The sequence below is a fragment of the Peptoniphilus timonensis JC401 genome (genome assembly GCF_000312025.1).
In the GTDB taxonomy this organism is placed as follows: domain Bacteria; phylum Bacillota; class Clostridia; order Tissierellales; family Peptoniphilaceae; genus Peptoniphilus_A; species Peptoniphilus_A timonensis.
Map to the genome: position 1 here is coordinate 279907 of NZ_HE978594.1, position 21303 is coordinate 301209.

A 21303-nucleotide genomic window follows, 5' to 3' on the forward strand; every position below is an offset into this window, starting at 1 on the left:
TTTGAATAAATTATTAAAATATAAAATTTTTATAAGGAGATAAAATAAATTAGGATCTTAAATTTTCAACAAACCTTCTAGCCATCTTTGCCGTAAAACCCCAAATTATTTCTCCATTATATTCATAAAAAAGAACTTCTTCCTTACCTCTTTTAAATTTATAATTAACTCCATTAGGTATAAGGTGATAAGGAAATTCCTTATTTCTTTCCACTTTAAGATTTATCTTGTAAGACTTTGGATCAGTTTCCAAAAAGTAAGACAAGGGAATAGTAAAAACCTTCTCAACTTCATCTACTGATGGAGAAATTTCATCAAAATCTCTTTTTATCTCACCAATAAAAGTATGAATAATTGCAGCATAGGGATTGACCACAAAGTCACTTTCAGAATATATTTCTATCTCTTTTTTGGGAATCAAAAGTTCCTCTGAAGTTTCTCTTATAGCTGCATCTAGTGGGCTTTCCTTACCCTCAATTCGTCCTCCTGGAAAGGAAATTTCACCTGGTTGATTTCTAAGAGTGAAGGCTCTCTTTTCAAAAAGAAGATGAATCTCGCCATCTCTTTTTATAAGTGGTAACATCACTGAAAACCTATTTTTTACATCAACGGGCATGGGCTTTTTATTCTGAAACTTAGACTTTATCTTTTCTAGAGAGTTATCAGCTTCAAAATCCATTTTCAATCTCCCTCATAAATCCTTCTACTGTATAAATCCTAAATCTGTCAATTTTCTTTCTATTACCTTCTCTTTCAAGAAGCTTGTACAAGAGCTCATCATATTCAAAATTTTCTGACATTTCAAATTCTTCTGCCAACTTAGGCGCATAATCTTCAAAAATTATCCTAGCAAGCTTTTTATCAGACCTTTCAACCTTATCTTTCAAAAGTCTGTAAATATACTTGAAGCTCTCTTCTTCATCAACAGGCATTATATAAAAATCTTCTCCTTTTAAGCCTTTAACTTCTCTAAAAGCATCAAAGTATCCCATTTTTATAAGTTCATCGGCCTTTTCCTTGTTAAAATCCATGCTTGATCCTAAGTTTTTATTTGGCTTTATTATATATTTAGCTTTAATTTCACTCCTAGGTGGATCCTTGTGAAGTCTTACTACAACAGCATCCATCTTGCCACTATCAATCATGTCTATAGGAGCAGGTGAAGCAAAACCTCCATCTATATAATACTTGCCATGGAGAGGTTTTAACTTAAAAACTGGCAGATAACAAGAAGCAATAATATAATCCTTTAAAAGTCCCTTTTCAATATCATTCTTGCAAAGTTTTTCAACTTTAAGGTCTGACACATTTACTGTGCACATGCCAAAATCCACATCAGACTCTCTCAACTTATCTTCATCTATAAATTGATCAACTAATCTATAAAGAGGATTAGGCGATCTAGTAAGCTCAGGAATTTTAATATCGTGCTGACGAAGTTTTTCTACAATTTTTGTCAAGAGATTCTCATCTTCTTGAACATTCTTTATTTCATTATCAAAGGCTGAAAAATCCAAACTCTTCCAAGCCTTAAAACATTCATAGGCATCCCCTTGGGCAAACATGGCCCCATTAAAGGCACCAATGCTAGTTCCGACTATTTTCGAAAAATCAAATCCCATTTCCATTAAGGCGAAGTAGGCTCCTACTTGGTAGGCGCCCTTAGCTCCTCCACCTTCGAGGACTAATGCCCACTTTTTCATTTTGCACTTCCTAATTCAGATGTACAATGTGGACATCTTGTTGCATTAATGTCTATAGTAGATTTACAGAAAGGACAAACTTTTTCAGTTGGTGCTGGTTCTTCCTCTTCTTTTTTGAATTTTTTCAGAAACCTTAGCAATTTGCTTAATAATAATGAAAATAACTAAAGCAATAATCAAGAAATCAAATACAGATTGTAAGAAAATACCATATTTAACCTCTGCACTACCTACAGTTACAGCTAGGTCTGAAAAATTTACTCCACCAAGTAAAATACCTATAAGCGGCATTAAAATATTTTCCACAAGGCTTGAAACGATTTTACCAAAGGCACCACCTATGATAACACCTACAGCCATGTCCATTACATTTCCTCTAGCAATAAATTCCTTAAACTCTTCTAAAAAATTTTTCATTTTTCCTCCTTTTATTAAAAATTTATCCATAAATAAAATTAATATTGCTTACTAATATTAAATACCCACTATTTAAATAAAGTAACTTTATATAAAACAAGTATTAAAAATTTTTATTAAAAATTCACTTAATAAAAAAACTCAAGCTATTGGATTTTTCAATTTATAATCTAGCTTGAGTTTTTCTTCTATATATTTTTCTTCTATATAATAGATTTAATTTTAAAATATTATATTTACTTTTAAATTTGTTTTAATAAAATCTTATTCTTTTTAAGTAACTCTAATGCATAGTCATCTATCCTATAAGCCTCGTGATAATTTATCTCACGAATGCCTGCTTGTATAAGTGCCTTTGTACAGTTAAGACATGGAAAATGTGTAACATAGGCCTTTGCTCCCTTTACAGAAATCCCTTCTTTTGCACAATATAAAAGTGCATTCATCTCTGCATGGATTGTAGCTATACAGTGCCCATCACGCATAGTGTGACCAACTTCGTCACAATGAGGATTTCCTGTAACTGATCCATTGTAACCTGTTGATATTATTCTATTGTCAGAATTAACAAGAACACAACCCACAAAAGCTCTATCGCAAGTGGACCTTGTAGCCACCATTTCTGCTATTTCCATAAAATATTCATCCCAAGATTTTCTCATTTTGCCTCCTTTGCAAATTTATCCACTAATTCATTGTACTCAACACCAGTGTGAGCCTCTACTTTTATAAATTTTACTTCCAATTTGTCTTTTATAGAATCATAAAATTTTTTATAATTAATAGTTCCTTCTTTATTTGTCTTCCAAAATCCAAGAGCCCAAGATCTTATGCCTTCGTAGTCATAGTGAAGATATATTTTTTTCTTGCCAAGTTTTACTGCCTCTTCCATGGCACGCATGGCACCCTTGATTTCTCCCGACACATTTCTCATTTCTGAATCTTTAAAAAATCTCTTGGAATAAGTATACTCTTCTTCATCATTAAACATATAGACTCCATAAGAGTGAGATTTATCTTTATTCCTATAAGATCCATCAACATAGACAAGAAGTTCATCTTTTCCTGCTGATTCTTTCTTTTTTTCTTCTTTTTCATTTATAAAAGCCTTGGCATCTTCTAATGTAGAAAACTTTTTAAAGCTTGCTCCCTTAAATCCCACAGTTTCTCTCTTGCACTCATCCCAAGTGTGATAGATGCCAGGGTTTCTTCCAACTCTTACTGCGTAATACTTCATATTCACCTCAAAATTTTGTCATTTGTCAACTTTGTCTACTTATTATATAATTAGAAGTAATTAGAAGTCTAGACTTTTGGAGGTAAAAATGAACAAAGAACAATTTGAAAGAATGAAAAATGGCAAAGGCTTTATTGCCGCTCTTGACCAATCTGGTGGATCCACACCTAAAGCCCTATTAAATTATGGTGTAACTGAAGATGCTTATTCAAACGAAGAAGAAATGTTTGATAAAGTCCACGAAATGAGAAAGAGAATTATAAAGGACAAAGCTTTTACATCTGATAGAATTTTAGCTGCAATTTTATTTAAGGTTACTATGAATTCCAAAATTGATGGCAAATACACTGGAGATTATCTTTGGGAAGAAAAGGGCATAGTTCCAATCTTAAAAGTTGATGAAGGTCTTGATGTAGAAAAAGACGGTGCTCAACTTATGAAGCCTTTCAAACACATTGATGAACTTCTTGAAAATGCTAAAGAAAGAAATATTTTTGGAACTAAGATGCGTTCTGTTGTAAAGGAACTTAATGAAGAGTCAATTAAAAAAGTTGTTGAACAACAATTTGACTACGCAAAGAAAATTTCTAAGGCAGGCTTTGTTCCTATTATCGAGCCAGAAGTTGACATCCACGCTAAGGACAAGGCTGAAATCGAAGAAGTTCTTAAAAAATATCTTGTTGAAGAACTTAAAAAATTAGACAAAGAAACTTATGTAATGTTTAAGTTAACTCTTCCAGAGAAGGAAAATCTTTACGAAGATCTTTACGACTTTGATCAAACAGTTAGGGTTGTTGCTCTTTCTGGTGGTTATTCAAGAGATGATGCCAACGAAAAACTTAGAAAAAATAAAGGCGTAATTGCTTCTTACTCAAGAGCCTTAACTGAAGGACTTAATGTAAATCAAACAGACGAAGAATTTACAAAAATGCTTGACGACTCTATCGAAAAGAATTATTCAGCTTCAGTTGAAAAATAAATATTTTAAATTTTTTAAATCTCCATTTTTTTGAGGATTTTTTATTTTCTACTGTAAAACGATTTCATTATTATTTTTTATTTTACTTCCTGCTTTTACAAGTTTATTGACTTCTTTCTGCTAGTAATGTAAACTATTTCATAGATAATACATATTATCTTGGAGTTCTGACCGCTCATCAAGAAAGAAATTTTTAAAATTTTGATAACCGGGGTTCTCTATAGGATACTGTCCGCTAGTCGACTTTTGTCGATGACCGGGGTTCCTCTATAACTTTTTTATTTTTATATGGAGGTTTTTTATGAAAAAGTATCAATTAGACGTACCTACACCACATTCCTACACTTATGTTACAAAGAATATTCCAAATGTAACTGTGGAACAAAGAGAAAGAGCCCTAAAGGCTACTCACTACAATGAATTTGCTTTCCCTGCAGGAATGTTAACTATCGATATGTTATCTGACTCAGGAACTACTGCCATGACAGATGTTCAATGGTCTGCAATGTTTTTGGGTGATGAATCTTATGGAAGAAACAAGGGCTACTATGTTCTCTTAGATACCTTTAGAGATGTCTTTGAAAGAGGCGACGATCAAAAGAGAATTATTGACCTTGTGAGAACTGACTGCGACGATGTTGAAAAAATGATGAACGAAGTTTACCTTTGTGAATATGAAGGTGGACTATTTAACGGTGGCTCTGCACAAATGGAAAGACCTAATACTTTTATCATCCAACAAGGTCGTGCAGCTGAATCTGTTTTATTTGAACTTGTAAGAAATATTTTAAATGCAAGAGAACCAGGAAAGACTTATACTATTCCTTCAAATGGACACTTTGACACAACTGAAGGAAATATTAAACAAATGGGATCTATCCCAAGAAACTTATACAATAAAGAACTTTTGTGGGAAGTTCCTGAAAATGGTCACTATGAAAAGAATCCATTTAAAGGCAACATGGACACAAAGAAATTGGAAGAATTAATTGAAAAATTAGGACCAGAAAATGTTCCTCTAATTTATACAACTATTACAAACAACACAGTTTGTGGTCAACCAGTTTCTATGGCAAACATGAGAGAATGTTCAAGAATTGCTCACAAATACGAAATACCTTATATGTTTGATGCTGCAAGATGGGCAGAAAATGCTTACTTCATAAAAGTTAATGAAGAAGGCTACGCTGACAAATCAATCCCAGAAATTGCAAAGGAAATGTTCTCTTATTGTGACGGTTTCACTGCTTCTCTTAAAAAAGATGGACACGCAAACATGGGTGGCGTTCTTGCCTTTAGAGATAAGGGTTTATTCTGGAAGAAGTTCTCTGACTTTAATGAAGATGGATCAGTTAAAACTGATGTAGGTATTTTATTAAAAGTTAAACAAATTTCTTCTTACGGAAATGACTCCTATGGTGGAATGAGTGGTAGAGATATTATGGCACTTGCTGCTGGTCTTTATGAAGCAGCTAAGTTTGATTATCTTGATGCCCGTGTTAAACAATGTGAATACCTTGCACAAGGATTTTACAAAGCTGGCGTAAAGGGCGTTGTACTTCCTGCTGGTGGCCACGGTGTTTACATCAACATGGACGAATTTTTCGACAACAAGAGAGCACCAGAAACTTTTGCTGGTCAAGGTTTCTCTGTCGAATTAATTAGACGTTATGGAATTAGAACTGCAGAACTAGGCAACTATTCAATGGAATATGATTTAAAAACTCCAGAACAACAAGCTGAAGTGGCAAACGTAGTTCGTTTTGCAGTAAACAGAAGTCAACTTTCTAAGGAACACATGGATTATGTAATTGCAGCTGTAAAGGCTCTTTATGAAGATCGTGCTACTATTCCTAATATTAGAATAGTAAAGGGTAAAAACCTTCCAATGCGTCACTTCCACGCTTTCCTAGAAACTTATGAACCTTCTGAAGATGAAAAATAATTTAGAGTAAAAGAAAAAACAAAATTCAATTAGCCCCTTGAAATACAGGGGCAATTACCCTATTAAGGAGAATAATTATGGATAACAACTTGAAAACTCGTGATGGTTTTAAAAGCAAATGGGGCTTTATACTTGCTTGTATAGGCTCTGCAGTTGGAATGGGTAATATTTGGAGATTTCCTATAATGGTTTCTACCTATGGTGGCATGACTTTTTTAATCCCTTACATAATATTTGTAACTCTTATAGGATCTACTGGAGTAATTTCTGAAATGGCACTTGGTAGATCAGCTGATGCTGGACCTGTTGGTGCCTTTGGAAAATGTACAGAACTAAGATGGAAAAATAGAAAACTTGGAGAAATAATTGGACTTATTCCAGTCCTTGGTTCCCTTGCCCTAGCAATAGGTTACACTTGTGTAATGGGATGGATTTTTAAATACACTTTCCTTTCCCTATCAGGTGGACTTTATGCAATGGGTCAAGACATGGATGTAATTGGTGGAACTTTTGGACAAACAGCATCTGCCTTTGGTGCAAATATCTGGATAATTATAGCTGTCCTTGCAAGTTTTACCATTATGGTCATGGGAGTATCAGGTGGAATTGAAAAGGCAAATAAAATTATGATGCCTGTCCTCTTTATTTTATTTGTTGGACTTGGAATTTACATCTTTACTCTTCCTGGTGCAGCTAATGGATATAAATACATCTTTACAGTAAACCCAGAAGGATTAAAGGATCCAAAAGTTTGGATTTTTGCCTTTGGACAAGCCTTTTTCTCCTTATCAGTTGCAGGAAATGGAACAGTAATTTATGGATCTTATCTACCAAAAAACGAAAGCATTCCATCATCTGCGAGAAATGTAGCAGTTTTTGACACAATAGCAGCTCTACTTGCTGCCTTTGTTATTATCCCAGCAATGGCAACAGCAAATGCACCACTTGATACTGGTGGTCCTGGACTTATGTTTATCTTCCTAGTAAATGTATTTAACGGAATGGCTGTTGGAAGAATCGTAGGAATTATTTTCTACGTCTGTGTACTTTTCGCAGGTGTATCTTCAATAATAAATCTTTACGAAACACCAGTAGCTTACTTGCAAGAAAAATTTAATTTCTCAAGACCTATTGCAACAACAACTATCCATATAATTGGTTGTATAGTGGCAATATTTATCCAAGCAATAGTAAGTGGTTGGATGGATGTAGTTTCAATTTACATTTGCCCACTAGGAGCAGCACTTGCTGGTATAATGTTCCTTTGGGTTGCAGGAAAAGATTATGCACTTTCTGCAGTAAACCAAGGTGCATTAAAACCAATTGGATCTTGGTACTATCCACTTGCAAAATATGTATATGTAACAGCTGCCATAGTTGCCCTAATAGCAGGTGCAATGCTTGGTGGTATTGGTTGATAAAATTTAAAATAAAAATAAAAAGTGTTGGCTTTTATATTTGCCAATACTTTTTTTATCCTACAATTTATTTTATAATCTCTAAAATTTTTAAATTTTAAAAAATATCCTCTTGTTTGTTTTTTTGTATGATATTATGTTATTAAGATAAAGTATATTTTGTGAGACTAGGAGGCAAGATTATGAAAAAGAAATATCTCATTATTTTATTGACACTTCCCTTAATTTTTAGTGCTTGTAAAAAAACAAATAGCGAAAGTGCAAATTCTAGCCAAGAAGCAGCTAAAAATTCTATTCAAAGTGAAAAAGTTGAAACAGAAGAAAAAAGAAGATAATCAAATCGAAGAAAAATATAATATTGTGGCACTAACTAAAAATATTTCTATTATTTTAAAAGAAATTGGCTATGAAAATGTTGGTGGAACAGTAGAAGAAGCAAAAGATCTTTATCCCCAAGCAAAAATTATTGGAAGCGAAAAAAATCCAGATTCAGATTTAGTTTTTGAAGTCTATCCAGACTTAATTATTACAGATTCCTCTAGTCACAGTGATTTTCTTTCAAAAATGGATGATTATAATTTTAAGAAACAACGTCGCTCTATGACTAACCCTCTTTCTTCTGCACCTACTTTAGAAGAATATATTTACATTTTCTGCAAGGAAATAGATTATCCTAAGTATAGTGAAGAAAATCCTATACCAGAAGATTTGTTAAATAAAATAGAAAAAGAATTAAATCAATAAAAAATTAAGCTCTGGATCAGCTTATGACCCAGAGCTTTCTCTTTAAAAATTATCCTTTTTATTCCTGTATTGGATAAATTCATCTAAATCCCTAGCCAAAAAGAAGGGATTTATTTTTTTCTCTTTTTCTATTGTAGATGGAAGTGTAATTTTATCTTCTTCTCTAAGTTTTTTTACCCTCTCATATTCTCTGTCTAAGTCCTCATTAGAAATGACAGACTCTGCAAACTCTAAGTTGGCAAGAGAATATTCGTGTGCAGGGTAAACTACTGTATCTTCAGCTAAATTTTTCAACTTATTTAGACCTTCGTAGGCTTTTTTGTAGTCCTTAGTGAAGACTCTGCCGCAGCCTGCAAGGAAAAGTGCATCTCCACAGAACAATTTATCGCCCATTAAATAGGAAATATGTTCTTCTGTGTGTCCTCCAGTTAAAATAACTTTAAAATTTTCTCCAAAGATTTCAAATTCGTCTCCGTCTTTTAAAGTTATGTCGTTATATTCACTTGTTTCAAGGGGACCATAAACTATTGCTCCGTATTTATTTTTAAGTTCTTTAACTCCTCCCACATGGTCCATATGCTTGTGAGTTAAAAGAATGTAGTCAAGATTTTTATTTTTTAAATAATCAATGACAGGACTAGCATCGCCAGGATCAACAACAAGAATCTTGCCATCCTTTTCAATTGTCCAAATATAATTGTCATTAAAAGCTTTTATATAGTTGATATTCATAAAACACCTCTTAATATTATTACTCTTATTGCTGGTATTTAAACATTTATAGAAGATTAAAAAATACAGACGCTTTATTGCTGTCTTTAAACAGATTACAAATAAAAACCTTCTTGCTAAGAATATCCTATGAAAAAAATTGTGTAGATTTCAAATCGAAGAACTTCGGCTAAAATCGCACTGTTTGAGCGAAGCGAGTTTGCGATTTTAGAAGATCGAGATTTAGAAAATCACCAATTTTTGTAATGAGATATTCGTGCATGAAGGTTTTTTTCTATATTTAAAAGTCCGACTCACTCGACAATGCTCCCTATTCGGTCGTTTTGGCTGAGACTTGATCAAATTTTCGAAAGAAATTTTGATAAGTCTGCCCACAGATTTTTGCTTGTCAAAAATCTATGTTCCTATATTCTCGCTGGATAAGATTTTTCATCAGCTCCTGCATCGCTAACGCTCGCACTCGCTGTTATGATAAAAAAAGACAGTCAACTTTATGACTGCCTTTTTTTAGGTTTTTTCTTGATTTACAAGTCCGACTCACTCGACAATGCTCCCTATTCAGTCGCATCGTCTTCGCTCGCTGGATAAGCTTCTTCATCTACTCAGTCTTCGCTCTCGCTCGACTTCGTAGTGAAGACCGTAAATAACATGGCTTTGCCATGTTATTTACTAGCATTACATCATACCCATGCCTGGATTCATTGCTGGCATTTCTGCCGCCTCTTCTTTAATGTTTGCAACAGCTGCTTCTGTTGTCAAAATCATTGATGCTACGCTTGATGCGTTTTGAAGTGCTGATCTTGTTACTTTTGTTGGGTCAACTATTCCAGCTTTCTTCATGTCTACATATTCTGATTTATAAGCGTCAAATCCAATTCCAGCTTCTTTTGTCTTAACCTGTTCTACTATTACTGAACCTTCTAGTCCTGCATTTTCTGCTATTTGTTTTAGTGGTTCTTCTAAAGCTCTTAGGATAATATTTGCTCCAGTTTTTTCATCGCCTTCTAATTCGTCAACTACTTTTGAAACTGCTCCTATTGAGTCGATTAATACAGTTCCACCACCTGCAACTATACCTTCTTCTACTGCTGCTCTTGTTGCTGCAAGGGCATCTTCGATTCTTAATTTTCTTTCTTTAAGTTCAACTTCTGTTGCTGCTCCAACTTGGATTACTGCAACTCCGCCAGAAAGTTTTGCAAGTCTTTCTTGTAATTTTTCTTTATCAAATTCTGAATCTGTTTCTTCAATTTGATTTTTAATGTGGCTAATTCTATTGTCAAGTTCAGATTTTTCTCCAGCTCCATTTACTATTACTGTAAGTTCTTTTTCAACTCTTACTTTTGAAGCTGAGCCAAGCATTTCAATTGTTGCATCTTTAAGGTCTTGACCTAAATCAGATGAGATAACTTGTCCACCTGTTAAGATTGCAATATCTTGTAGCATATCTTTTCTTCTGTCGCCATAGCCAGGTGCCTTTACTCCAACTACATTAAGTGTTCCTCTTAGTGAGTTTACAACAAGAGTTGCAAGAGCTTCTCCATCAATGTCATCAGCGATAATAAGAAGTGGTTTTGATTCTTGTAGAACTTGTTCTAGTAATGGTAAAATTTCTTGAATATTTGAAATTTTTTTATCTGTGATTAAAATATATGGGTCTTCTAATTCAGCAACCATTTTGTCAGAATCTGTCACCATGTATGGAGAAAGATATCCTCTGTCAAATTGCATACCTTCAACAACATCAAGGCTTGTTCCCATTGATTTTGATTCTTCAACAGTGATTACACCGTCGTTGCCAACTTTTTCCATTGCTTCAGAAATAAGTTTTCCAACTTGTTCGTTAGCAGCAGAAATAGAAGCAACTTGTTCAATAGCTTCCTTTGAAGAAACTTCAGTAGAGAAATTTTTAATTTCTTCAACAGCAGCTTCAACTGCTTTAGAAATACCTTTTTGCAAAACCATTGGGTTTGCACCTGCTGCAAGGTTTCTCATGCCTTCTCTTATAATTGCTTGCGCAAGAAGAGTAGCTGTTGTAGTACCATCACCTGCAACGTCATTAGTCTTTGTAGCAACTTCTTTTAAAAGTTGTGCTCCCATATTTTCAAACTTATCTTCACATTCAATTTCTCTTGCAATAGTTACACCGTCGTTAGTAATAAGAGGTGTGCCATATTCTTTGTCCAAAATAACATTTCTTCCCTTAGGTCCAAGAGTTACTTTTACTGTATCTGCAAGAGTGTTAATTCCTTTTATTAAGCCTTTTCTAGCATCTTCTGAAAATTTAATTTCTTTTGCCATTTTATCTCTCCTTATTCAATAAATTATTATTCAATAACTGCCAAGATGTCTTGGAACTTAATTATAGTGTACTTTTCATCGTCAAGTTCAATATCATTTCCTGCATATTTTGAGAAAATAACTTTGTCCCCAACTTTTACAAGTCCCTTCATTTCTTCGTCTGTATCTAATTTATTACCTGTTGCAACAACTTCTGCAATATTAGATTCTTCCTTTGCTGATGATGGAAGAACAATACCTGAAGCAGTTGTTTCTTCTTTTTCAATTTTTTTGATGACAATTTTGTCGTCAAGTGGTCTTAATTTCATCTATATAAACCTCCTAAAATTTATCTATATTTTTAGCACTCACTCATCTCTTCTGCTAATATGTATATGATAACTCAAAAGAAAAATTTTTTCAAGTCTTCTTTAAAGAGAAATACTTAAAAAAATTTTTTAAAAGCTGATGCTTTTATAATTTATATTGGAGGGGCTTAGGGGCATCGTGAGGCCCCTTGCCCCTCCAAACCACCCCCTTCACCCCACGTACGTTGAGTCCAAAAAAATCGGTTATGCTAAATTTTCAAAACTCATTCGCTTCGCGAATTCAAACAGTTGAAAATTTTTAACGCATAACCAATTTTTTTGATCATTATTTACACTTGATTAGCTCACTGTTTAAGTATTAAGTTGTAGTTCATTATGAAGTGATAAAAAATTATGATTTCATAATTAAATATATGTACGTAAAAAGAAAAAGATTAATCGAATCTGATTAAGCTTTTTTTGATGTAAAAGTTTTAATTTATTGTTAGGTTTTTGCAAGTAACTCAGCATAAATTTGAAACTGTGTAAAGGTAAAACCGTCAAATAATACTTAAAAACCCCGTAAGGCAAGACAGCCGTTAAAAAATTCAATGTGCTTGAGCAATTTTTTGCTCAGCCGATGAACCTTACAACGAAAAGGAGCGAAGCGAACTTTGAGTTGATTAGGTTCACGCGAAACTCGCAAATTAAAAATAGAGCCAGGACTATCTGACTCTATTGATAAATGATTTTTAGTTTGTAAAAGTTTGAAGCGAGCAAGTTTTGAATTTTTAGGATGTTTGCCGCTCGTGGTTGTTGGCAAAGGCCCCTGCCAGGTCGTTCAAGGTGTTGGGGGAGGTCCGGAGGGGGAAGGACCAATCGAAAGGTCCTAACCACCTCTGGATAAAGAATCGTAAAGCTCTGCTTTACATAAACTCTTTAAAGATGAAATCTTTTATATATTCCAAAAGCGAAGCTTTTACAACAATTTTATATCAATTTTTACTTTTTCCCATCCCCCTCTAATTCCAACAACTTCCTCTTAACTTCAATTCCCCCAGCATATCCTCTTAAACTCCCATCGCTTCCTATTACCCTGTGGCAAGGTATTATTAAAGAGATTGGATTGTGACCTACTGCGCCTCCAACTGCCTGGTTGGATACTCTTTCATATTTTCCACCTGCAAGTAAACTCTCTCCAACTTCTTTATAGGTCCAAGTCTTCCCATAGGGAATTTTTAATAAGATATCCCAGACATCTTTTCTAAATTCACTTCCATAAACTTTTATTGCTGGAATAAATTCTGGGTCTTTGCCAGAAAAATATATTTCAAGCCACTTTTCTATATCTCTTAAAATATTATATTCATCAGAAGAAATCTCTAAGTTTTCTCCATCAATAAATTTTATATCTTCATCTTTTAATTTATCTTCAAATTCTTTTTGATTCTCAAGATATAGTCCTAGTAAAAAATTTTTATCAAATATAAGTAATATTTTCCCAAAAGGAGAATGATATATTTTTTTGTAAGTCATAAAAGCTCCAAATTTTTATAAAAAAAGGAAACCCCATTGGATTTCCTTATACTAATTCTATAATTGAAATTTCTGCGCCATCTCCACGTCTTGGACCTTTTTTAAGAACTCTAGTGTATCCACCGTTTCTATCAGCATATTTTTCTGCATATTCAGTAAATAGTTTTGTAACTACGTCTTCTGAATAAATATATGCTAGAGCTTGTCTTCTTGCGTGAAGATCGCCTCTTTTTCCAAGTGTAATCATACGATCAGCAATTCTTTGAACTTCTTTCGCTCTTGTGTGAGTAGTTTCAATTCTACCTTCTTTTAAGAGAGAAGTAACAAGGTTTCTAAGCATTGCACGTCTATGGCTTGAATTACGGCCAAGTTTTCTTTGTTTTGCCATAATATCCTCCTTATTCTTCTTCAGCTTTGAGGCCTAAACCTAACTCTTCAAGTTTTTCAGTTACTTCTTGTAGAGATTTTCTACCAAGATTTCTAACTTTCATCATTTCACTTTCAGTTTTATTAGTTAGTTCCTCAACGCTATTTATGCCTGCTCTCTTTAGGCAGTTAAAAGATCTTACAGATAAGTCTAATTCTTCAACTGTCATTTCGAGAACTTTTTCTTTTTGATCCTCTTCTTTTTCAACCATTAAATTAATTTCACTGACATGTTCTTTTAGGCCAATGAAGAGTTCAAGATGTTCTGTCAATATTTTTGCTGCAAGTGAAGTTGCTTCGTCAGCCTTCATTGAACCATCTGTAGTAACTTCAAGAATTAATCTATCATAATCTGTTCTTTGTCCAACTCTTGTATTTTCAACTTTCCAGTTTACTTTTTCTACAGGAGTGAAGTTAGAATCCATAGGTATAATTCCAATTTCAGTTATTTCATCTTTTTTAAGTTCAGAAGGTTCATAGCCTCTTCCCTTTTCCACCATCATTTCAAGATAAAATTCAGCATCATCATTTAGAGTTGCTATATGTTGATCTGGATTAATTACACTTACATGTGGTGCTAGTTCAATGTCAGAGGCCTTAACTTCTCCCTTGCCTTTTTTGTCTATTACTAGCTTAACAGGCTCATCTTCAGTCATCTTTAAAACTATAGATTTAATATTTAAAACTATTTCAGGTACATCTTCCAATACCCCTGGAATTGTATCAAATTCATGTTCAACGCCACGTATATTGATAAATGATACTGCAGCGCCAGGTAGAGAGGAAAGTAACACTCTTCTTAAGGAATTTCCAATAGTGATACCAAATCCAGCTTCTAAAGGTTCAACGACAAATTTACCATATAAACCTGACTCATCTAATTCTTCAATACTAATTCTAGGTTTTTCAATTTCAATCATGGGTACCCTCCTTCTCAATCAATAGTTTAGACTCTTCTACGTTTTGGTGGTCTACATCCATTGTGAGGAATTGGAGTAACATCTTTAATCATAGTTACTTCAAGACCTGATGCTTGAAGAGATCTAATAGCAGCTTCTCTTCCAGAACCTGGACCCTTAACATATACATCAACGCTCTTTAGTCCGTGTTCTTTAGCTTTTTCAGCTGCTTCTTGTGCAGCTTCTTGTGCTGCAAAAGGAGTTGACTTTCTTGAACCTCTAAATCCAAGTTGTCCAGCACTAGCCCAAGATATAACATTTCCGTTAATATCAGTAAGAGTAACCATAGTGTTGTTAAATGTTGAAGCTATATGTGCTTCTCCCTTTTCAATGTTTTTACGTACACGTCTTCTAGCACGTGTAGCTTTTTGTTTTTTAGCCATCTAAGTCCCCCCTTACTTACTCTTAGAAACAAGTTTCTTAGGACCTTTTCTTGTCCTAGCATTTGTCTTAGTTTTTTGTCCTCTTACAGGAAGACCTGCTTTATGTCTTCTTCCACGATAACAGTTGATTTCACGAAGTCTTTTGATGTTCATTGCAACATCACGACGTAAATCACCTTCAACGTGGTATTTATCAATTTCTTCTCTAATTTTAGCAAGTTCTGCTTCTGTTAAGTCTTTAACACGAGTGTCAAAGTCAATGCCAGCTGCAGTTAAAATTTCTTGAGATCTGGGTTTTCCAATACCATAAATATAAGTGAGTCCTATTTCAACTCTCTTTTCTCTAGGTAAATCAACACCGGAAATTCTAGCCATAATTACCTCCCTTATCCCTGTCTTTGTTTATGTTTCGGATTTTCGCAAATTACCATTACTTTTCCGTTTCTTTTAATTATTTTGCACTTTTCGCACATCTTTTTTACAGATGGTCTTACTTTCATTTAAATGCCTCCTGACTCTAGGATTATTTCTTTCTCCAAGTTATTCTACCTCGTGTAAGATCATAAGGTGAAAGCTCAACTGTCACCTTATCACCAGGAAGAATTCTAATATAATTCATTCTCAATTTACCTGAAATATGAGCAAGTATGATATGTCCATTTTCAAGTTCAACCTTGAAATGAGTGTTAGGAAGAGCGTCTACAACAACGCCTTCAACTTCAATTACATCTTCTTTAGCCATATTATTAAGGATCCTCCTTTAGCTATAAGGTAATAGTTTCTTTCTAATATAGGTGTCATTAAATTCACTAACATTAGTATCGATGACATCCTTATATATATAAAGATGTTTTACCTTTTTTTCTTTGGTCGATCTAGCTTTCTTAGTTTTCCATCAACGACGAAGAGAAAGTCATCATCAATAAAATCAATTATTATATAGACCTTACCCTCATCCCTACCTTTTTTGGATCTTACAACTTGTCCTTTCAAAAGACTAAATGTATTATCCATGAACTATTCGAGACCAATAACTATATCGTCAAATACCTTGTCAATATCTTTAGCACCGTCAATATCTATTAGAAGATTTTGTGCTCTATAATAATCTATAAGAGGTGCTGTTTGATCAAAGTAAACAGAAATTCTAGTCTTTACAGTTTCTTCAGTATCGTCATCTCTTTGAATAAGCTTAGTACCATCCTTATCACAAATTCCTTCTTCCTTTGGAGGATTGAATTTTACATGATAAGTCATTCCACAAGTTTTACAAACACGTCTTCCAACAGCTCTTTCGATTAAAATTTCTGGATCAACAGAAATATTAATAACCTTAGTTAACTTGTCATCATTCTTGTCTAAGATTGAGTCAAGGCTAACAGCTTGAGCTACAGTTCTTGGAAAACCATCTAGTAAAAATCCTTCTTTAGCATCGTCCTTGTTAAGTCTATCTTCAACAAGTGCAATTACTAAATCATCTGGAACTAAAAGTCCCTTGTCCATATAAGACTTTGCTTCTTTACCAAGTTCTGTATTGTTTTTAATATTTTCTCTAAAGATATCTCCAGTTGAAATGTGTGGAATATTGTATTTTTCAACAATATATTCAGCTTGTGTGCCTTTTCCGGCCCCTGGAGGTCCCAATATAACTAATTTCATAATTACCTCCTACTTATTCTTTAAGAATCCACGATAGTTTCTCATGATTAATTGTTGTTCTAATACTCTATGAATTTCAAGTACAACTCCAACAACGATGATAATTGATGTACCACCATAGTTAAATTGAAGTCCTGAAATTAGAGTTAGAATAGTTGGAAGAACTGCAAGTATAGAAAGTGCAATTGCTCCTGGCATTACTAATCTATTTAAAGTTCTACCTAAATAATCACTTGTAGGTTTACCTGCTCTAATACCACTAATAAAACCACCATTAGCTTGTAGGTTTTTAGAGTATTCAACAGTGTTAAATTGGATTGTTGTGTAGAAGAATGTGAAGAATACAATAAGAATAACAGTAAATATTATATAAATCACAGCTCCAGGTCCTCCAGCAGGAGTTAACCATTTTTGAATCCAATTTCTAGTTGATTCACTTGTGAACATAGCAATAGTTGCAGGAATAGCAAGTAGTGAGTTAGCGAAGATAATTGGCATAACACCAGTCATCAAAACCTTAATAGGAATGTGAGTGGATTGACCACCGTACATCTTTCTACCAACAACTCTCTTTGCATATTGTACAGGAATTCTTCTTTCACCTTCTGTAAGTGTTACTACAAATACAACAATTGCAATTGCAATTATTACAAATAGTACTAAGAAGATTGGGCTAGCCTTACCTGCCCTAACAAGTGCAACTGATTGAGCTATATCAAGTGGAAATCTTGAAACGATACCTGCAAAAATTAATATTGAAATACCATTTCCAATTCCGTGTTCAGTTATTTGTTCTCCTATCCAAATTAGTATTGCTGTACCTGCAACTATTGATAGGATAATAGTTACATATTCAATAGCGCTTGTAGCGTTAATAGCTTGTCTAAATAGACCAAAAGTATAACCAATAGCTTGTACAAGAGCTATTACAATAGAAAGGTATCTTGTATATTTTGCAATTGCCTTTCTACCAGTTTCTCCTTCTTTTGCAAGAGATTCCAAAGATGGAATAGCAATTGTCAAAAGTTGAAGTATGATTGATGCTGTAACATAAGGATAAATGTTAGCAGCAAATATTGTAAATCTTCTAAAGTTTCCTCCTGCCATTAAGTCAAGGAAGGAGAAAATTGATCCGCCTGCTCCACTCATAAGTTGTGAAATAACTTGTGAATTCATATATGGAACAGCGATGTGTGATCCAAGTCTATATAATAGAAGCATGAAAAGAGTGAAAAGCATCTTCTTACGAAGAGATTCAACCTTCCACGCATTTCTAAAAGTGGAGAGCATTAAATCACCTCGGCCTTTCCTCCGCAAGCCTCAATTTTTTCTATAGCAGATTTTGAGAAATGCTGAGCTTTAACAGTTAATTTAACATTTAATTCACCATCTCCCAAGATTCTAATTCCGTCTTTAGCCTTAGCAGCTTTGATATATTTATTTTCTATCAAGAATTCAGGAGTGATTTCAGTTCCTTCTTCAAATACATTAAGATCGCCAACATTTAATACAGCGTATTCTTTCTTAAATATATTAGTAAATCCTCTCTTTGGAAGACGTCTAAATAGTGGCATTTGACCACCTTCAAATCCAGGTCTTACTCCACCGCCACTTCTAGCATTTTGTCCTTTGTGACCCTTGCCGGAAGTTTTACCAGTACCGGAACCAATTCCACGACCTACTCTTTTTCTAGCTTTAACTCCGCCACCTTCGTTAGGTCTTAAGTCATGTAACTTCATTAGGTACACCTCCTTATTCTACTACTTCGACCATGTAGTCGACTTGTTTTAACATTCCTCTAATTTGAGGAGTGTCATTTTTTTCAATAACTTGATAAGTCTTTTTGAAACCAAGTGCTTGAATTGTTTTTCTGTGTTTAGGTACTTTCCCGATAGGACTTTTTACAAGTTTAATTTTAATTGTAGACATGATTTTCCTCCTATCCTAAAATTTCTTCAACAGATTTATTTCTAAGTTTAGCAACAGATTCTGCAGTCTTTAGTGACTTTAGACCTTCCATTGTTGCATTAACAATATTTTTTGGGTTGTTTGTACCAATGTTTTTAGTACGAATATCAGAAATACCTGCAAGTTCACATACAGCACGTACTGCACCACCGGCAATAACTCCTGTACCTTCTCTTGCTGGTTTTAAGAAAACTCTACCTGCACCATAAATTCCAGTTACTTGATGAGGAATAGAAGTGTTTAGTAAGTTAATTCTTACAATATTCTTTCTAGCATCTTGTGTTGCTTTTCTTATAGCTTCAGGAACTTCAAGAGCTTTACCAGTACCTACACCAACATGTCCGTTTCTATCGCCAACTACTACAAGAGCAGAGAATCTAAAGTTTCTACCACCCTTAACTACTTTGGCAACTCTGTTTATAGATACAACTCTTTCTTCAAGATCAAGTTCTGCCGCATTTATTAATGAACGCTCCATTACTTCCTCCTTCTTAGAATTTTAGACCAGCTTCTCTAGCTGCATCAGCAAGTGCTTTGATTTTACCGTGGTAAACATAACCACTTCTATCAAAGACAACTTCTTCAATTCCCTTTTCTTTTGCTTGTTTAGCAATAGATTCTCCAACAGATTTAGCTGCTTCAATATTTCCAGTGTTTTCTAAATTCAATCCCTTATCAAGTGTAGATGCACTTAGTAAAGTGTTGCCAGCTTCATCATCAATTAGTTGAGCATAAATATGTTTAGATGATCTGTAAACTGAAAGTCTAGGCTTAATAGAAGTACCGGAGATGTGATTTCTAATTCTTTTGTGTCTTTTAATTCTGTTTTCGTTTTTATTAATCTTTTTTAACACTTAAATTCTCCTTTCTTACTTACCTGTCTTACCAACTTTACGTCTTACATGTTCATCAGTGTATCTAATTCCCTTACCTTTATATGGTTCAGGTTCTCTGAAGCTTCTAATGTAAGCAGCATAAGCGCCAACTTGTTGTTTATCGCTACCCTTAATAATAATTGAGTTTGGAGCTGGAACTTCAACTTCAATACCTTCTGGATCTTCTAGATCAAGAGGGTGAGAGAAACCTAAGTTAAGAGAAAGAACTTTTCCCTTCTTTGCAGCTCTATATCCTGTACCGATTATTTCAAGAGATTTTGAATAACCTTCTGTAACGCCAATTATCATATTATCAATAAGAGTTCTTGTTAAACCGTGAAGTGCCTTAATTTTTTTAATATCATTTGGTCTTTCTACAGTGAGAACTCCGTCATTTAGTTCTATTTTTAAATCTTTATCGAAAGATTGTGTTAGTTCACCCTTAGCTCCCTTAACAGTAACTGTTTGACCGTCAACTTTAACATCAACGCCCTTTGGGATTTCAATAGGTTTTTTGCCAATTCTTGACATTTTTCACCTCCAAATTACCAAACGTAGCAGATTACCTCTCCGCCAACTTTTTCTTGTCTTGCCATTTTATCTGTAATTATTCCCTTAGATGTAGAGATAATTGCAATTCCTAGTCCACCTAGGACTTTAGGAACATCGTCGCACTTAACATAAACTCTAAGTCCCGGTTTTGATATTCTCTTTAATCCAGAGATAACTCTTTCACCGTCCCCTGAATATTTAAGATCTATTTTAATAATTCCTTGTTTGTCATCTTCAACAACGTCATATCCTTTAATATAACCTTCATCAAGAAGAATTTTTGCAATTTCTTTTTTGATGTTTGAGCAAGGAATATCAACAGATTTATGTCTTGCATTATTTGCATTTCTAATTCTTGATAGCATATCTGCAATTGGGTCTGTCATCATATCAGTTTGCCTCCTTTCATCTAAGGCTTATTACCAGCTAGCTTTTCTTACGCCAGGGATTTGTCCTTTATACGCAAGTTCTCTAAAGCATATTCTACATATTCCATATTTTTGTAAAACTGAATGTGGTCTTCCACAAATTTTACATCTAGTATATTCACGAGAAGAATACTTTTGTTTCCTCTTTTGTTTAGCAATCATTGATTTTTTAGCCACTTTGTACCTCCTTAAGCCTTAGCAAAAGGCATTCCCATTTTGTCTAGGAATTCTTTAGCCTCTTCATCAGTATTAGCTGTAGTTACTATATTGATGTCCATTCCTCTAATTGTTTCAACTTTATCGTATTCAATTTCAGGGAAGATAAGTTGTTCTTTAAGACCAAGAGCATAATTTCCTCTACCATCAAATGCAGTAGGTTTAACACCTCTAAAGTCTCTTACTCTTGGAAGAGCAACGTTCATTAGCTTATCTAAGAAATCATACATTCTTTCGCCTCTAAGAGTAACCTTAACACCAACATTTTGACCTTCACGAAGTTTAAAGTTAGCTATAGATTTTCTAGCTCTTGTAACAATAGCCTTTTGACCAGAAATAAGAGTTAGCTCTTCAACAGCTGCTTCTAGAGCCTTGTGATTATCTTTAGCTTCGCCAAGACCAATATTAATAGTGATCTTTTCAAGTTTCGGTACTTCCATAACGCTTTTGTAATTGAAGCGTTCCATTAGGTGGCCCACAACTTCTGTCTTATATTTTTCTTGTAATCTTGAAGTCATTATTCTACCCCCTACTTAATTGT

The 21303-nt window shown here is 34.0% G+C and carries 30 protein-coding genes and 1 pseudogene; 5 read left to right on the plus strand and 26 right to left on the minus strand.

Translation table 11 applies throughout. The annotated features are described in order from the left end of the window. Positions 1 to 49: 49 nt before the first annotated feature. The 5 genes and pseudogenes from HGPT_RS05050 to HGPT_RS05070 form a co-directional block, all read right to left on the minus strand. On the minus strand, positions 50 to 679 hold the full coding sequence (locus tag HGPT_RS05050) for an NUDIX hydrolase (protein ID WP_019138760.1): 630 nt from the start codon (positions 677 to 679) through the stop codon (positions 50 to 52). After that, entirely contained in the window at positions 669 to 1703 is a 1035-nt protein-coding gene (locus HGPT_RS05055) for a patatin-like phospholipase family protein (protein ID WP_019138761.1), read from the minus strand. The genes HGPT_RS05050 and HGPT_RS05055 overlap by 11 nt, the downstream gene beginning before the upstream one ends. After that, a pseudogene (mscL, locus tag HGPT_RS05060) lies at positions 1700 to 2120 on the minus strand (large conductance mechanosensitive channel protein MscL). Before mscL ends, HGPT_RS05055 begins: the two are co-directional and overlap by 4 nt. A gap of 242 nt (positions 2121 to 2362) precedes the next feature. Further along, positions 2363 to 2782, minus strand: a complete 420-nt coding sequence (locus tag HGPT_RS05065; RefSeq protein ID WP_019138762.1) for a deoxycytidylate deaminase — start codon at positions 2780 to 2782, stop codon at positions 2363 to 2365. After that, complete coding sequence (locus tag HGPT_RS05070; RefSeq protein WP_019138763.1) at positions 2779 to 3357, minus strand: ribonuclease H1 domain-containing protein; 579 nt, start codon at positions 3355 to 3357, stop codon at positions 2779 to 2781. The genes HGPT_RS05065 and HGPT_RS05070 overlap by 4 nt, the downstream gene beginning before the upstream one ends. A gap of 88 nt (positions 3358 to 3445) precedes the next feature. Between HGPT_RS05070 and HGPT_RS05075 the strand changes: the two genes are divergently transcribed. From HGPT_RS05075 to HGPT_RS05090, 5 genes are all read left to right on the plus strand, one after another. Next, positions 3446 to 4336 carry a fructose bisphosphate aldolase gene (locus HGPT_RS05075; protein WP_019138764.1) on the plus strand — a complete coding sequence of 297 codons (891 nt, stop codon included), beginning with the start codon at positions 3446 to 3448 and terminating at the stop codon, positions 4334 to 4336. A 301-nt stretch (positions 4337 to 4637) separates the two neighbouring features. Then, positions 4638 to 6281, plus strand: a complete 1644-nt coding sequence (locus tag HGPT_RS05080; protein ID WP_019138765.1) for a tryptophanase — start codon at positions 4638 to 4640, stop codon at positions 6279 to 6281. A 77-nt stretch (positions 6282 to 6358) separates the two neighbouring features. Then, entirely contained in the window at positions 6359 to 7699 is a 1341-nt protein-coding gene (locus tag HGPT_RS05085; protein ID WP_019138766.1) for a sodium-dependent transporter, read from the plus strand. Between the two features lie 182 nt (positions 7700 to 7881). After that, the gene (locus HGPT_RS09020; RefSeq protein ID WP_019138767.1) at positions 7882 to 8034 is read left to right on the plus strand and encodes a hypothetical protein; all 153 of its coding nucleotides are present in this window, start codon (positions 7882 to 7884) and stop codon (positions 8032 to 8034) included. Then, positions 8009 to 8443, plus strand: coding sequence for a hypothetical protein (locus HGPT_RS05090; RefSeq protein WP_019138768.1), 435 nt, complete (start codon positions 8009 to 8011; stop codon positions 8441 to 8443). The genes HGPT_RS09020 and HGPT_RS05090 overlap by 26 nt, the downstream gene beginning before the upstream one ends. Positions 8444 to 8485: 42 nt before the next feature. On the opposite strand, the gene gloB is transcribed toward HGPT_RS05090, so the two are convergent. The 21 genes from gloB to rplE all read right to left on the minus strand — a co-directional run bounded on the left by gloB (position 8486) and on the right by rplE (position 21280). Next, a complete protein-coding gene (gene gloB, locus HGPT_RS05095; RefSeq protein ID WP_019138769.1) occupies positions 8486 to 9175 on the minus strand; it encodes a hydroxyacylglutathione hydrolase in 690 nt (229 codons plus the stop codon). A gap of 675 nt (positions 9176 to 9850) precedes the next feature. Further along, positions 9851 to 11473 (minus strand): chaperonin GroEL, encoded by a 1623-nt coding sequence (gene groL / locus HGPT_RS05100; protein ID WP_019138770.1) that lies wholly within the window; start codon positions 11471 to 11473, stop codon positions 9851 to 9853. A 26-nt stretch (positions 11474 to 11499) separates the two neighbouring features. Then, positions 11500 to 11781 carry a co-chaperone GroES gene (locus HGPT_RS05105; RefSeq protein ID WP_019138771.1) on the minus strand — a complete coding sequence of 94 codons (282 nt, stop codon included), beginning with the start codon at positions 11779 to 11781 and terminating at the stop codon, positions 11500 to 11502. Positions 11782 to 12762: 981 nt separating this feature from the next. Then, positions 12763 to 13296, minus strand: coding sequence for a methylated-DNA--[protein]-cysteine S-methyltransferase (locus HGPT_RS05110; protein WP_019138772.1), 534 nt, complete (start codon positions 13294 to 13296; stop codon positions 12763 to 12765). A 46-nt stretch (positions 13297 to 13342) separates the two neighbouring features. After that, positions 13343 to 13684 carry a 50S ribosomal protein L17 gene (gene rplQ, locus HGPT_RS05115; RefSeq protein ID WP_019138773.1) on the minus strand — a complete coding sequence of 114 codons (342 nt, stop codon included), beginning with the start codon at positions 13682 to 13684 and terminating at the stop codon, positions 13343 to 13345. A gap of 10 nt (positions 13685 to 13694) precedes the next feature. Beyond that, positions 13695 to 14642 (minus strand): DNA-directed RNA polymerase subunit alpha, encoded by a 948-nt coding sequence (locus HGPT_RS05120; protein WP_019138774.1) that lies wholly within the window; start codon positions 14640 to 14642, stop codon positions 13695 to 13697. Between the two features lie 26 nt (positions 14643 to 14668). Beyond that, on the minus strand, positions 14669 to 15064 hold the full coding sequence (gene rpsK, locus HGPT_RS05125) for a 30S ribosomal protein S11 (RefSeq protein ID WP_005957371.1): 396 nt from the start codon (positions 15062 to 15064) through the stop codon (positions 14669 to 14671). Positions 15065 to 15076: 12 nt separating this feature from the next. After that, positions 15077 to 15439, minus strand: coding sequence for a 30S ribosomal protein S13 (gene rpsM / locus HGPT_RS05130; RefSeq protein ID WP_019138775.1), 363 nt, complete (start codon positions 15437 to 15439; stop codon positions 15077 to 15079). An 11-nt stretch (positions 15440 to 15450) separates the two neighbouring features. Further along, positions 15451 to 15564 (minus strand): 50S ribosomal protein L36, encoded by a 114-nt coding sequence (rpmJ, locus tag HGPT_RS05135; RefSeq protein WP_010244353.1) that lies wholly within the window; start codon positions 15562 to 15564, stop codon positions 15451 to 15453. A 23-nt stretch (positions 15565 to 15587) separates the two neighbouring features. Next, entirely contained in the window at positions 15588 to 15806 is a 219-nt protein-coding gene (infA, locus tag HGPT_RS05140) for a translation initiation factor IF-1 (RefSeq protein WP_005957367.1), read from the minus strand. 110 nt (positions 15807 to 15916) lie between these two features. Then, complete coding sequence (locus HGPT_RS09975; protein ID WP_019138776.1) at positions 15917 to 16078, minus strand: KOW domain-containing RNA-binding protein; 162 nt, start codon at positions 16076 to 16078, stop codon at positions 15917 to 15919. A gap of 3 nt (positions 16079 to 16081) precedes the next feature. Then, positions 16082 to 16723 (minus strand): adenylate kinase, encoded by a 642-nt coding sequence (locus HGPT_RS05150; protein WP_019138777.1) that lies wholly within the window; start codon positions 16721 to 16723, stop codon positions 16082 to 16084. Positions 16724 to 16732: 9 nt separating this feature from the next. Further along, positions 16733 to 18013 carry a preprotein translocase subunit SecY gene (gene secY / locus HGPT_RS05155; protein WP_019138778.1) on the minus strand — a complete coding sequence of 427 codons (1281 nt, stop codon included), beginning with the start codon at positions 18011 to 18013 and terminating at the stop codon, positions 16733 to 16735. Next, positions 18013 to 18462 (minus strand): 50S ribosomal protein L15, encoded by a 450-nt coding sequence (gene rplO / locus HGPT_RS05160; protein ID WP_019138779.1) that lies wholly within the window; start codon positions 18460 to 18462, stop codon positions 18013 to 18015. The genes secY and rplO overlap by 1 nt, the downstream gene beginning before the upstream one ends. A gap of 13 nt (positions 18463 to 18475) precedes the next feature. After that, positions 18476 to 18652 (minus strand): 50S ribosomal protein L30, encoded by a 177-nt coding sequence (gene rpmD / locus HGPT_RS05165; RefSeq protein WP_019138780.1) that lies wholly within the window; start codon positions 18650 to 18652, stop codon positions 18476 to 18478. A gap of 10 nt (positions 18653 to 18662) precedes the next feature. Further along, on the minus strand, positions 18663 to 19169 hold the full coding sequence (rpsE, locus tag HGPT_RS05170; protein ID WP_019138781.1) for a 30S ribosomal protein S5: 507 nt from the start codon (positions 19167 to 19169) through the stop codon (positions 18663 to 18665). 13 nt (positions 19170 to 19182) lie between these two features. Beyond that, the gene (gene rplR, locus HGPT_RS05175) at positions 19183 to 19545 is read right to left on the minus strand and encodes a 50S ribosomal protein L18 (protein ID WP_019138782.1); all 363 of its coding nucleotides are present in this window, start codon (positions 19543 to 19545) and stop codon (positions 19183 to 19185) included. Between the two features lie 15 nt (positions 19546 to 19560). Beyond that, positions 19561 to 20097, minus strand: coding sequence for a 50S ribosomal protein L6 (gene rplF, locus HGPT_RS05180; RefSeq protein ID WP_019138783.1), 537 nt, complete (start codon positions 20095 to 20097; stop codon positions 19561 to 19563). Between the two features lie 14 nt (positions 20098 to 20111). Continuing rightward, entirely contained in the window at positions 20112 to 20507 is a 396-nt protein-coding gene (gene rpsH, locus HGPT_RS05185) for a 30S ribosomal protein S8 (protein ID WP_019138784.1), read from the minus strand. Positions 20508 to 20537: 30 nt separating this feature from the next. Beyond that, positions 20538 to 20723, minus strand: a complete 186-nt coding sequence (locus HGPT_RS05190) for a type Z 30S ribosomal protein S14 (RefSeq protein WP_005957510.1) — start codon at positions 20721 to 20723, stop codon at positions 20538 to 20540. A gap of 11 nt (positions 20724 to 20734) precedes the next feature. Further along, positions 20735 to 21280: a 50S ribosomal protein L5 gene (gene rplE / locus HGPT_RS05195; protein ID WP_019138785.1), complete on the minus strand. Its 546-nt coding sequence runs from the start codon at positions 21278 to 21280 to the stop codon at positions 20735 to 20737. Positions 21281 to 21303: the final 23 nt, after the last annotated feature.

Excerpts from the sequence above, each read along its gene's own strand:
- HGPT_RS05050 (WP_019138760.1), bottom strand. The coding sequence starts at position 679 with ATGGATTTTGAAGCTGATAACTCTCTAGAAAAGATAAAGTCTAAGTTT.
- HGPT_RS05055 (WP_019138761.1), bottom strand. The coding sequence starts at position 1,703 with ATGAAAAAGTGGGCATTAGTCCTCGAAGGTGGAGGAGCTAAGGGCGCC.
- HGPT_RS05065 (WP_019138762.1), bottom strand. The coding sequence starts at position 2,782 with ATGAGAAAATCTTGGGATGAATATTTTATGGAAATAGCAGAAATGGTG.
- HGPT_RS05070 (WP_019138763.1), bottom strand. The coding sequence starts at position 3,357 with ATGAAGTATTACGCAGTAAGAGTTGGAAGAAACCCTGGCATCTATCAC.
- HGPT_RS05075 (WP_019138764.1), top strand. The coding sequence starts at position 3,446 with ATGAACAAAGAACAATTTGAAAGAATGAAAAATGGCAAAGGCTTTATT.
- HGPT_RS05080 (WP_019138765.1), top strand. The coding sequence starts at position 4,638 with ATGAAAAAGTATCAATTAGACGTACCTACACCACATTCCTACACTTAT.
- HGPT_RS05085 (WP_019138766.1), top strand. The coding sequence starts at position 6,359 with ATGGATAACAACTTGAAAACTCGTGATGGTTTTAAAAGCAAATGGGGC.
- HGPT_RS09020 (WP_019138767.1), top strand. The coding sequence starts at position 7,882 with ATGAAAAAGAAATATCTCATTATTTTATTGACACTTCCCTTAATTTTT.
- gloB (WP_019138769.1), bottom strand. The coding sequence starts at position 9,175 with ATGAATATCAACTATATAAAAGCTTTTAATGACAATTATATTTGGACA.
- groL (WP_019138770.1), bottom strand. The coding sequence starts at position 11,473 with ATGGCAAAAGAAATTAAATTTTCAGAAGATGCTAGAAAAGGCTTAATA.
- HGPT_RS05105 (WP_019138771.1), bottom strand. The coding sequence starts at position 11,781 with ATGAAATTAAGACCACTTGACGACAAAATTGTCATCAAAAAAATTGAA.
- HGPT_RS05110 (WP_019138772.1), bottom strand. The coding sequence starts at position 13,296 with ATGACTTACAAAAAAATATATCATTCTCCTTTTGGGAAAATATTACTT.
- rplQ (WP_019138773.1), bottom strand. The coding sequence starts at position 13,684 with ATGGCAAAACAAAGAAAACTTGGCCGTAATTCAAGCCATAGACGTGCA.
- HGPT_RS05120 (WP_019138774.1), bottom strand. The coding sequence starts at position 14,642 with ATGATTGAAATTGAAAAACCTAGAATTAGTATTGAAGAATTAGATGAG.
- rpsK (WP_005957371.1), bottom strand. The coding sequence starts at position 15,064 with ATGGCTAAAAAACAAAAAGCTACACGTGCTAGAAGACGTGTACGTAAA.
- rpsM (WP_019138775.1), bottom strand. The coding sequence starts at position 15,439 with ATGGCTAGAATTTCCGGTGTTGATTTACCTAGAGAAAAGAGAGTTGAA.
- rpmJ (WP_010244353.1), bottom strand. The coding sequence starts at position 15,564 with ATGAAAGTAAGACCATCTGTAAAAAAGATGTGCGAAAAGTGCAAAATA.
- infA (WP_005957367.1), bottom strand. The coding sequence starts at position 15,806 with ATGGCTAAAGAAGATGTAATTGAAGTTGAAGGCGTTGTTGTAGACGCT.
- HGPT_RS09975 (WP_019138776.1), bottom strand. The coding sequence starts at position 16,078 with ATGGATAATACATTTAGTCTTTTGAAAGGACAAGTTGTAAGATCCAAA.
- HGPT_RS05150 (WP_019138777.1), bottom strand. The coding sequence starts at position 16,723 with ATGAAATTAGTTATATTGGGACCTCCAGGGGCCGGAAAAGGCACACAA.
- secY (WP_019138778.1), bottom strand. The coding sequence starts at position 18,013 with ATGCTCTCCACTTTTAGAAATGCGTGGAAGGTTGAATCTCTTCGTAAG.
- rplO (WP_019138779.1), bottom strand. The coding sequence starts at position 18,462 with ATGAAGTTACATGACTTAAGACCTAACGAAGGTGGCGGAGTTAAAGCT.
- rpmD (WP_019138780.1), bottom strand. The coding sequence starts at position 18,652 with ATGTCTACAATTAAAATTAAACTTGTAAAAAGTCCTATCGGGAAAGTA.
- rpsE (WP_019138781.1), bottom strand. The coding sequence starts at position 19,169 with ATGGAGCGTTCATTAATAAATGCGGCAGAACTTGATCTTGAAGAAAGA.
- rplF (WP_019138783.1), bottom strand. The coding sequence starts at position 20,097 with ATGTCAAGAATTGGCAAAAAACCTATTGAAATCCCAAAGGGCGTTGAT.
- rpsH (WP_019138784.1), bottom strand. The coding sequence starts at position 20,507 with ATGATGACAGACCCAATTGCAGATATGCTATCAAGAATTAGAAATGCA.
- rplE (WP_019138785.1), bottom strand. The coding sequence starts at position 21,280 with ATGACTTCAAGATTACAAGAAAAATATAAGACAGAAGTTGTGGGCCAC.